This is a genomic window from Roseateles sp. (assembly GCF_036486225.1).
GTDB lineage: Bacteria > Pseudomonadota > Gammaproteobacteria > Burkholderiales > Burkholderiaceae_C > Roseateles.
This window is the reverse complement of the sequence record NZ_DASVNZ010000133.1, coordinates 1-9,710: the sequence shown is the minus strand read 5'-3', so window position 1 is coordinate 9,710 and position 9,710 is coordinate 1. Positions and strand designations below refer to the sequence as shown.

7 protein-coding genes are annotated in these 9,710 nt (G+C 70.0%); all 7 read right to left on the bottom strand.

Annotated elements, in window-relative coordinates; all coding sequences use genetic code 11:
- On the bottom strand, window positions 1-2,406 hold a 2,406-nt coding region (locus VF536_RS09100), incomplete at its 3' end, for an MHYT domain-containing protein (protein ID WP_331614515.1).
- Between the two features lie 228 nt (window positions 2,407-2,634).
- Window positions 2,635-3,417: a MetQ/NlpA family ABC transporter substrate-binding protein gene (locus VF536_RS09095; RefSeq protein WP_331614514.1), complete on the bottom strand. Its 783-nt coding sequence runs from the start codon at window positions 3,415-3,417 to the stop codon at window positions 2,635-2,637.
- Between the two features lie 89 nt (window positions 3,418-3,506).
- Window positions 3,507-4,196 (bottom strand): methionine ABC transporter permease, encoded by a 690-nt coding sequence (locus VF536_RS09090; RefSeq protein ID WP_331614513.1) that lies wholly within the window; start codon window positions 4,194-4,196, stop codon window positions 3,507-3,509.
- Entirely contained in the window at window positions 4,193-5,200 is a 1,008-nt protein-coding gene (locus tag VF536_RS09085) for a methionine ABC transporter ATP-binding protein (protein WP_331614512.1), read from the bottom strand. The genes VF536_RS09090 and VF536_RS09085 overlap by 4 nt, the downstream gene beginning before the upstream one ends.
- Before the next feature lie 291 nt (window positions 5,201-5,491).
- Complete coding sequence (locus tag VF536_RS09080; protein ID WP_331614511.1) at window positions 5,492-6,079, bottom strand: hypothetical protein; 588 nt, start codon at window positions 6,077-6,079, stop codon at window positions 5,492-5,494.
- 103 nt (window positions 6,080-6,182) lie between these two features.
- A complete protein-coding gene (locus VF536_RS09075; RefSeq protein ID WP_331614510.1) occupies window positions 6,183-7,085 on the bottom strand; it encodes a carbon-nitrogen hydrolase family protein in 903 nt (300 codons plus the stop codon).
- Window positions 7,082-9,710: YhdP family protein (locus tag VF536_RS09070; protein ID WP_331614507.1), on the bottom strand; the 2,629-nt coding region annotated here is incomplete at its 5' end. The genes VF536_RS09070 and VF536_RS09075, both read right to left, overlap by 4 nt.

The following is a 9,710-nucleotide window of genomic DNA, read 5'->3' as shown; positions in this document are numbered from 1 at the left end:
CGGCGCGGGGCCGGCCAAGGCCGGCGAGCGGCCCGGCGTCAGGCCCAGCACGCGGGCGATCTCGGCGAACAACCGCGCCGGTTCCACCGGCTTGACCGCGAAGCCGTCCATGCCGGCGGCCAGGGCGGCCTGGCGGTCTTCCTCCAGCACGCTGGCGGTCAGCGCGACCACCGGCGTGTGCCCGCGGCCCTGCGCATGCTCGAAGTTGCGGATCCGGCGCGTCGCGCCGAGGCCGTCCAGCAAGGGCATGTGGACGTCCATCAGCACCGCGTCGAAACGCTCGTCGGAGAAGGCCTTCAGCGCTTGCAACCCGTCCGAGGCCAGCGTGACCTGATGGCCCTCGCGGCCGAGGATGATCTGCAGCAGTTCGCCGTTCTGCGCGACGTCGTCGGCCACCAGCAGCCGCAGCGGCGGCAGCGTGACGGTTGCCTCGGCCGCGTCGGACTCGGCGCGCGCGGCGTCGCCCGCCGACAGCGGTAGCCAGACGTGGAAGGTGCTGCCCTGGTCGACTTCGCTTTCGACGGTGATGCGGCCGCCCATGCGTTCGACCAGCTGGCGCGAGATCGTCGTGCCCAGGCCGGTGCCGCCGAAGCGGCGCGTCGTCGAGGCGTCGGCCTGCGCGAAAGCGTCGAAGATGCGGTCCAGCCGGTCGGCGGCGATGCCGATGCCGGTGTCGATGACGGCCAGATGGATCTGTCCGCCTTCCTGCCGCATGCGCAGCGTCACGACGCCGCGCTCGGTGAACTTGATGGCATTGCCGACCAGGTTCAGCAGCACCTGCTGCACGCGCAGCGGGTCGCCCTTGAAGAAGCGCGGCTCCGCGCTCGGATAGTCGAGGGTCAGCGCCAGGTTCTTGCGCTGCGCCAGCAGCCGCAGCGAGTTCAGCGCCTGTTCGCAGACGGTGCGCAGCGAGAAGTCGGTGACCTCCAGCTCCATCGCGCCCTTGTCGAGCTTGGCGGTGTCCAGGATGTCGTTGAGCAGCGAGAGCAGCGAGCGCGCCGAACCGCGCACCGTCGTCAGGTGGCGGCGTTGCGAGTCGGTCAGCGTGGTGTCCAGCAGCAGCTCGGTGAAGCCCAGGATGGCGTTCATCGGTGTGCGGATCTCGTGGCTCATGTTGGCCAGGAAGGCGCTCTTGGCGGCGGCGGCGGATTCGGCGCGCTCCTTGGCTTCCTCGAGCTGGCGCTGCAGGCGCTTGGGTTCGGTGATGTCGAGGATCACGCCGTCGATCCACTGCGGCGCGCCCTGTGCGTCGCGGACGGCGCGGCCGCGTTCGGAGACCCAGCGCTCGCCGGCCTCGCGGGTGTGGACCCGGTACTCGATCGAATAGGGCGCGTCGGCCGCGACGGCGGTCTCGACCGCCGCGTTCACGTGCTCCTGATCGTGGCGGTGGATCAGCGCGGCGAAGTGCTGGCGGCCATCCAGGAAGTCCTGCGCCGGCCAGCCGGTCAGCTCCTCGACGGCGTCGTTGATCAGCAGCATCGACCAGTCCGCGTCCAGGCGGCAGCGGAAGGTCACGCCGGGGCTGTTGGCGATGACGGTGCGGTACTTGGTCTCGCTGTCGCGCAGCGCCTGCTCCATCGCGAGCATGCGACGACGCTCGTCCATCAGGTCGGTGTTGAGCCGGCGCAGCGCCAGCAGGCCGTTGGCGCCGGCGGTGATCGCGCTGATCGCCAGCGCCATCACGGTCACGGCCAGCGCGAGCCAGCCGGCGTTCTCGATGCTGCTGTTGCAGGGGCCGTCGCCCAGGCCGACGAAGCGCGCCGCGCCCATCGCCGTGTAGTGCATGCCCGCGATCGCGCAGCCCATCACCACGCCGCCGAGCACGATCGCCCAGTGGCGGTGGATCCGGCCGGCCAGGCCGAAGCGGATCCACAGTGCCAGCATCGCCAGCAGCACCGCCACGACGATGGAGGCGCCGAACCAGACCGGGTCGTAGCGCAGCGCGACGGACATCTCCATCGCCGCCATGCCGGTGTAGTGCATCGCGCCGATGCCGGCGCCGACCAGCACGCCGCCGACGATCAGGCGCCAGGCCTCGAGCTGATGGCGGGCCAGCAGCGCCAGCGCGACCCAGGAGGCGATCAGCGCCGGCACCATCGAGACCGCGGTGATGTGGGCGTCGAAGCCGATCTGCGCGCAGAGCTGGAAGGCCAGCATGCCGATGAAATGCATCGACCAGATGCCGCCGCCCAGGGCCAGCGCACCGGTGGCGAGGATGGCCTGGCGGCGCCAGCCCTTGGCCGGCTTGGCCACGCCCGCGACCTGCAGCGCCAGCGCCGAGGTCAGCGAGGCGACGACCAGCGACAGCAGCACCAGCGGCCAGTCGTAGCGGCCGGTGAGCAGCAGCGTCGGGGCGCCGTCGCGGAACAGGAAGAACTGCGGCAGGGCCGCGAGGAGTTCGGACACGGAGGGGGCAGGTCTTGCGCTCGCGCGAGCGCACGACCTAGGCATGGGAGGAGTCCGACATGGTGCCAAGAAGCGACGTTCGCTATACGGCACAAATGCGCGACTCCTCGCCCCCAAATGAAAGCGCCCCACATGTGTGGGGCGCTATGCGACTAAATCGCGCTTGCGGCTACTGCGCAGGCCCAACCTCGGCCTGCTCGCTACGCCGCAATTCGCGATTCCGGGCGGTTAGAACGCCGGGACGACCGCGCCCTTGTACTGGGTCTGGATGAAGCGCTTGACGGCTTCCGACTGCAGCGCGGCGGCCAGCTTCTTGACCGCCGGGGCGTTCTGGTTGTCGTCGCGCGTGACCAGCCAGTTGGCGTAGGGCGACTCGCTGCCCTCGATCGCCAGGGCGTCCTTGGACGGATTCAGCTTCGCTTCCAGCGCGTAGTTCGTGTTGATCAGCGCCAGGTCGACCTGCGGCAGGATGCGCGGAAGCGTGGCGGCCTCGATCTCGCGGAACTTCAGCTTCTTCGGGTTGTCGGCGATGTCCTTGGTCGTGGACAGGATGTTGGCCTTGTCCTTGAGCTTGATCACGCCGGCCTTGTCCAGCAGCAGCAGCGCGCGGCCGCCATTGGTCGGGTCGTTGGGGATCGCGACGGTGCCACCTTCAGGCAGCGCGGCCAGGGTCTTGTGCTTGGTCGAGTAGGCGCCGAAGGGCTCCACATGCACCGCCGCGACGGCGACCAGGTGCGTGCCCTTGCCCTTGTTGAACTCGTTCAGGTAGGGCTTGTGCTGGAAGAAGTTGGCATCCAGGCGCTTCTCGGCGACCTGCACGTTGGGCTGGACGTAGTCCGTGAAGACCTTGACCTCGAGTTCCACACCCTGCTTGGCCAGCTCCGGCTTGATGAGGTTCAGGATCTCGGCATGCGGTACCGCGGTGGCGGCGACGGTCAGCTTCTCGGCGGCGGCGGAGCCGGCGGCAGCCAGCGACAGGGCCGCGACGGCGGCGGTGAACAGCTTCTTCATGGGGACAAACTCCTCTGAGGGACGGTGCCGCGCGCCTGCTTGGGGCGCCCAGCGATGAAAGGGGGAGGCGGGGTTCTGGGCGAGCCCGGCTAACGATGTGAAACGCGGGTGACGAGCCAGTCGCCGAACATCTGAAGCAGTTGGACCAGCACCAGCAGCAGGACGACGGTCACGACCATGACCTCGGTCTGGAAGCGCTGGTAGCCGAAGCGGATGGCGAGATCGCCCAGGCCGCCGCCACCGATGACGCCGGACATCGCTGTGTAGCCGACCAGCGTGATCGCGGTGACGGTCAACGCGGAGACGAGACCGGGCAGCGCCTCGGGCAGCAGGCCCTGCCACACGATCTGGCGGGTGCTGGCGCCCATCGCGAGGCCGGCTTCGACGATGCCGCGGTCGACGCCGCGCAGTGCGGTCTCGACCAGTCGGGCCAGGAAGGGCGTGGCGCCGACGACCAGCGGCGGGATCGCGCCGGCCACGCCGAGCGAGGTGCCGGTCACGAGCAGCGTGAACGGGATCAGCACGATCAGCAGGATGACGAAGGGCAGCGAGCGCAGCACGTTCACGGCGAGCGACAGCAGCGTGTACACCTTGGGCGAGGACACCAACCGGTCGCGGTCGAACAGGTAGAGCGCGATGCCCAGCGGCAGGCCGAGCAGCGCGGTGAACAGCAGCGAGCCGCCCAACATCAGCAGCGTGTCGCCGCCGGCGGTGGCGATCTCGGGCCAGTCGATGGTCCGGAGCGTGTCCAGCAGGGAAGGGGTGGCGGCGAGGCTCATGCGCGCAGCTCCTCGACCTGCACGCCGCGCTCGGCCAGCAGCTGGCGCGCGGCGGCGTGGTCACCGCCGCTGACGGCGATCGTCAATTGCCCGTAGGGCTGCTTCTTGATCCGGTCGATGCGGCCGGCGAGGATGCCGAAGTCCAGATTCGCGTGGCGGGCGACCTCGCCCAGCAGCGGCTCGTAGGTGCGCTCGCCGAAGAAGGTCAGCCGCCAGAGGCTGCCCGCGACATGCGCGTAGTCGTCACGCTGCTCGCCTTCATCGACATGTTCCGCGGCGAGGACGAAGCGCTTCGCCGTTCCCGAACGCGGATGCAGGAAGACCTGCGCCACGGGGCCCTGCTCGACGATGCGGCCGGCCTCGAGCACTGCGACGCGGTCGCAGACACGGCGGACCACGTCCATCTCATGCGTGATCAGGACGATGGTCAGCTTCAGTTCCTCGTTGAGCTCGGCCAGCAGATCGAGGATCGAGCGGGTGGTCTCAGGGTCGAGCGCGCTGGTGGCTTCGTCGCACAGCAGCACCTGCGGGTCCAACGCCAGCGCGCGGGCGATGCCGACACGCTGTTTCTGTCCGCCGGACAACTGCGCGGGGTACTTGTCGGCCTGATCGGCGAGTCCCACCCGGGCCAGCAGCGCCTGCACGCGAGGGGTGATCCGGGCCGCCTCCCAGCCCGCGATGCGCAGCGGCCAGGCGACGTTCTGTGCCACGGTGCGCGAGCTCAGCAGATTGAAGTGCTGGAAGATCATGGCGATCTTCTGCCGGGCGGCGCGCAGGCCGGCGGCGTCCAGCGTCTGCAGATCCTGGCCGGCCACGACGACCTTGCCGCTGTCCGGACGCTCCAGCAGGTTGATCACCCGCAGCAAGGTGCTCTTGCCAGCCCCCGACGCGCCGATGATCCCGAACACCTCGCCCGATTCGACCTTCAGATCCACGCCCTGGAGCGCCGGAACACGGCGACCCTCGACGTCATACGATTTGTGCAGGCTTTGGAGTTCGATCACGGAAAGATGAAGGACGCTAGCGGTAGGTGACACCCGTTGCCGTCGTGCGCCTCTTTGGGGCGGAAACCGTGATGCTTAGGGATTACCCGGCGTTTGGCAAGCAATCAATGCTTATATGCATATGCCGGGGTGGGGAATCTGCTGAATTCGTATAACGGGAAGGACGGCTTTCCTGCGACCGCCCGGGCGTTGGCCGCCGAGGCATGGGGCCCCCGCGGCAAGCGCGGAAACCCCACGCCTCACCGTCCCCAACCACTTCCGTACTTCTTCGGTTCTGCTACCGAGGACCGCTTACGTCGGAAGCGCCAGCGATGCGAGCTCTCTCACGAGATCCGCAATGTTGTTGCGCAGCGCAGACTCCGTGGCGATGCGCAGTTGCTCGGTCGGATTCAGGCTGTCGTCGATGCCGGCCTTCTGCGTCGTGCGCAGCGTCCGTTGATAGAGCACCTTGCCGCCGCCGGCCGCTCGCTCCGTCAGCGTGTAGCGGATGGAAAGGGCGACCTCGGGCAACACCGGCACGTTCGGCTGCGCCAGCGCCAGCACCTCGACCTGCAACTGGTAGCGGCCGGTGTCGGGAACGTCCGGCATCAGCCCCAGGCGTCGGAACGACTCCTGGTAGGTCTGGTTCAAGGTCATCGCGTTGATGCGGCTGCCCCACCACCTTGAGGTTTCCTGACCGCCGGTGACCGGCAGCAGGTCGATGTTGCGCCGCAACTGCGGACTGAGCCACGAGCGCAGCTGCAGCGACTCCATGTCCGTGATCGAGGACTCCAGCGGACGGGCCGGCGTGCCGCATCCCGCCAGTAGCGCGCAGGCGCAGGCCGCGGCGGCCAGCGAGGCCAGCGCGGAACGGGAAGGAGCGGGGCGGCGGTCGATCATGCCGGGCATCTTGCCTCCGCGAACCGGGCATCGATCGCCCGAAGTGGACCGCTTTCGAGGCTCAGTGTCGGAAGCGCACCGTTCGGCGCTCACCGTTCGGGACTCAGAGCCGCCGATGCTGCAACGCCGGCAACTGCTCTCTCACCTGCGCGATGCGCGCCGGATCGATCTTGGCCACCGCCAGGCCCTCGCCCTCGGGCACGCAGGCCAGGACCTCGCCCCAGGGGTCGACGATCATGCTGTGACCCCAGGTGCGGCGGCCGTTCTCGTGCGTGCCGCCCTGCGCGGCCGCGATGACGTAGGCCTGGTTCTCGACCGCCCGGGCGCGCAGGAGCAGCTCCCAGTGCGCCTGGCCCGTCGTGAAGGTGAAGGCCGCCGGCACGCTGATCAGGTCGAGCGGCCGCTCGCCGCTGAAGCTCATCGCGCGATAGAGCTCGGGGAAGCGCAGGTCGTAGCAGATGGACAGGCCGACTTGCAGCGTGGGACCGCCGGAGATCGCCGCGGCCACCGTCACCGGCGCCTCGCCGGCCTCCAGCACGCGGGCCTCGTCGTAGCGCTCGCGGCCGTTGTCGTAGCAGAACAGGTGGAGCTTGTCGTAGCGCGCGCTCAGCGAGCCGTCCGGCGCGAACACGCAGGTGGTGTTGCGCACGCGCTCGGCGGGCACCGGCGCGCCCTCGATCGCCATCGGCAGCGTGCCGCCGAGGATCCACACGCCGTGCTCGCGCGCCGCGCGGCTGAGCGTGCCCTGGATGGGCGCGTCGAAGTCGCCGGGCCGTTCGGCGAAGGGCAGCTTGTCGGTGTCCTTGTGGCCCATCAGGCAGAAGTACTCCGGCAGCGACACGAGCCGGGCGCCTTGCCGGGCGGCCTCGCCGATCCAGTGGCGGGCGCGTGCGAGGTTCTCCTCCAGCCGGGTGGTGGAGACCATCTGGATCGCGGCGACGGTAAGCGGTGCAGCGGTGACCGGCGCGGCGGCGCGCGGTCCGGCGGAGGTGGCGGGCGTGCTCATGGGGCGGATTCTCCTTGCGCGGTGGCCGTGCTGTTGTAGCTGCCCTGCGGCTGGGCGCGGCGCGGCAACTGCTCGATGCGCGGATCGGACCAGGTGCCGGTGACGCGGAATTCCTCGCTGTTGGCCGCGGCCAGCGGCTTGCGCAGCAGCCACTGCGCCAGGAAGGCGCCCAGCCCGATGGCCGGGTTCACCGCCGCATAGGCGAGCGCGGCGCCGCCGGCATTGATCTCGGGCAGCACCAGCACATGCAGGTCCTGGGTCTCGGCGGCGAGGTCGGCGTTGCCCTCGATGAGCACCGCGGCCTGCAGGCCCTTCATGCGCAGGTTGTCGCTGCGGGCCACGCCCTTGCCGATCTTGATGTCGCCGGTGACGTTGTCGAAGGCGAAACCCTCCGCGAACACGTCGCGGAAGTCGAGCATCAGGCGCCGCGGGATGGACTGCAAGCTCAGCACGCCCAGCAGCCGCCCGACGCCGGGCTCGGCCTTGAGGAACTGGCCCTTCTCCATCTCGACGTTCAACTGGCCGCTCATGCTGGCGTAGTCCGGCGACAGCGGCGAGCCCTGCCAGGACACCTGTCCGGTGAGCTGGCCCTTGCCGCCGCGCAACACCTGGCCCTGGCCGAGCCGCTCCAGCAGCTTGCCCCCGTCCGCGACGTCCAGCTTCCAGTCGAGCTCGGTCCGGCGCAAGGCCTGACCCGGCTCCGGCGCCCATTTGCCGGAGGCGCTGAGCGTCGCATCGGGGCTCTTGAGCACGAGCCGGCCGAGGCGCCAGTCGCGCGCGTCGCTCTGCTGCTGGGCGTCGATCTCGAGCCGGCCCAGCCGCTTGCCGCGCAGCTCGAAGTCCTCGACGACGATGTCCAGCGTCGGCACCGACTTGGGCTGCTTCTCGAGCAGCTGCTCGACGCCGTCGACATCGCTGCGGGGCACGGACAGCCGGGACAGCCGCGCGTAGACGCGACCGGGCTGGTTGGGTTTCGCGGCGCGGACCTCGATCAGGCCGCTGAGCTGCTGCGCGTCCATCGAGACGCGCCAGCCCGCGCCGGCGTCGTGCGAGATGCCGGCGGTGACGGCGTTCAGCGTGCGGCCCGCCACTTGCAGCGTCTGCGCCTTCAGCGTGAGTTGCGACGGCGCGTAGCCGCCCTCCGCCATGCCCTCGGTCGTGTTGTCCAGGGCCGCGTTCTCCTTCGCGCCGGTCAGTCCCGGCAGCGCGTTCTGCCAGGCGTCGGCGTTGATCTGGTCGAAGGTGGCGCGGGCGACGACGCCCTGCGCCGGCAGCTCGGGCAGCTTCTCGCGCACGGCGACCGCGCCGCGCAGGACCTTGGCCTCGTGCGTCACGTCGCGCTGGTAGAGCGCCTGCAGCGGGCCGGCCTCGATGCGCATGTCCTCGCGCTGCGAACCCGCCGGGGCCGCGATCGCGCGTGTGGCGATGCGCAGGGGCCAGGTCTCGTCGGCGGTCTTGTGCATGGGGGCGGGCAGGTTCACCGCGATGCCCTGCATCGGGCTGGCAACGGTGAGCTCGGTCTGACCGCCCTTGACGACGCCCAGCTCGAAGCGCACCGCGGCCTGGCCGGTCATCACCGACGCGACCTGCTGCAGCCCCAGTTCCGGCGCGTTGCGCAGCGCTTCGGCCGTCACCGTGCCCGACGCGGCGAAGCGCATCGAGCCGTCGGGCTGGCTGCCGCCGTCGAAGGTCGCGTCGCCGCCCAGCACGCGCGCCTGACCGCCGCGGATCTGCAGCCCCTTCTGGTCGAAGCTGACCAGGGCCTTCGCCTGGCCGAGCAGCGGGGTGTCGGGCCGGATGCGCACGTCGTTGCCGGTCAGCGTGACCAGGCCCTTCACCGTCGTGTCGTCGATGTGCATCAACGGCAGCCGCAGGTTGAGCTTGAGCGCCATCGGACCGGTGGCGCTGGTGTTGTCCAGCACGTGGCTGGTCAGCGCCGCGACGGGGGAACTCTTCACGTAGCGCAGGGCGTCCGCCAGCGCGCCGCGCGCCTGGCCGTCGATCTCCAGCACCGGGGCGTGGTGGTACAGGTCGGGAATCGAGCCCTGCACGTTGGCCAGGTCCACGCCCATCAGCCGGGCCTTGGCATTGCGGATGCTCATCGAGGCGCGATCGAAGATCAGCTCGGTGTCCAGCTGCTCCATCGCCGGCCAGGGCGACTGGAAGGCCGGGTGATCGTCCTCGGCCGGATGGCTGGGCACGTAGGCCAGCGTCAGGTTGCGGACCTGTCCGGAGACGCGGAACTGGCCCTTGCTGCGCGGCGCGTCGAAGGGGAACTCCAGCAGGTCGCCCTGCAGCCGCACCTGGATCTTGTGGACGGTGCCGTCGCGGATCGCGTCCCGGACATAACGCCGCGCATCCCGGCCCATCGAGGCCGGCAGGTAGCGCAGCACGCGCGGCGCCCGGATCTCGTCGATGCGGCCGGTCAGGTCGAGCCTGCCCGAGTCGTGCGGGCGCTTGCCATCCCCGCTCTGCCAGGAACCGTCGATCTCGGCGTGCAGGTCCTCGTTGGTGATGCGCACGCCGCTGAACTGCACCGACCAGCGCGTGCGGGGCTCGGCCGGGGCCGAAGCCGCGCTTGCGACGGAGGCGGCCGCCAGCGGGCCGGTCGTCGGCGCCACGATC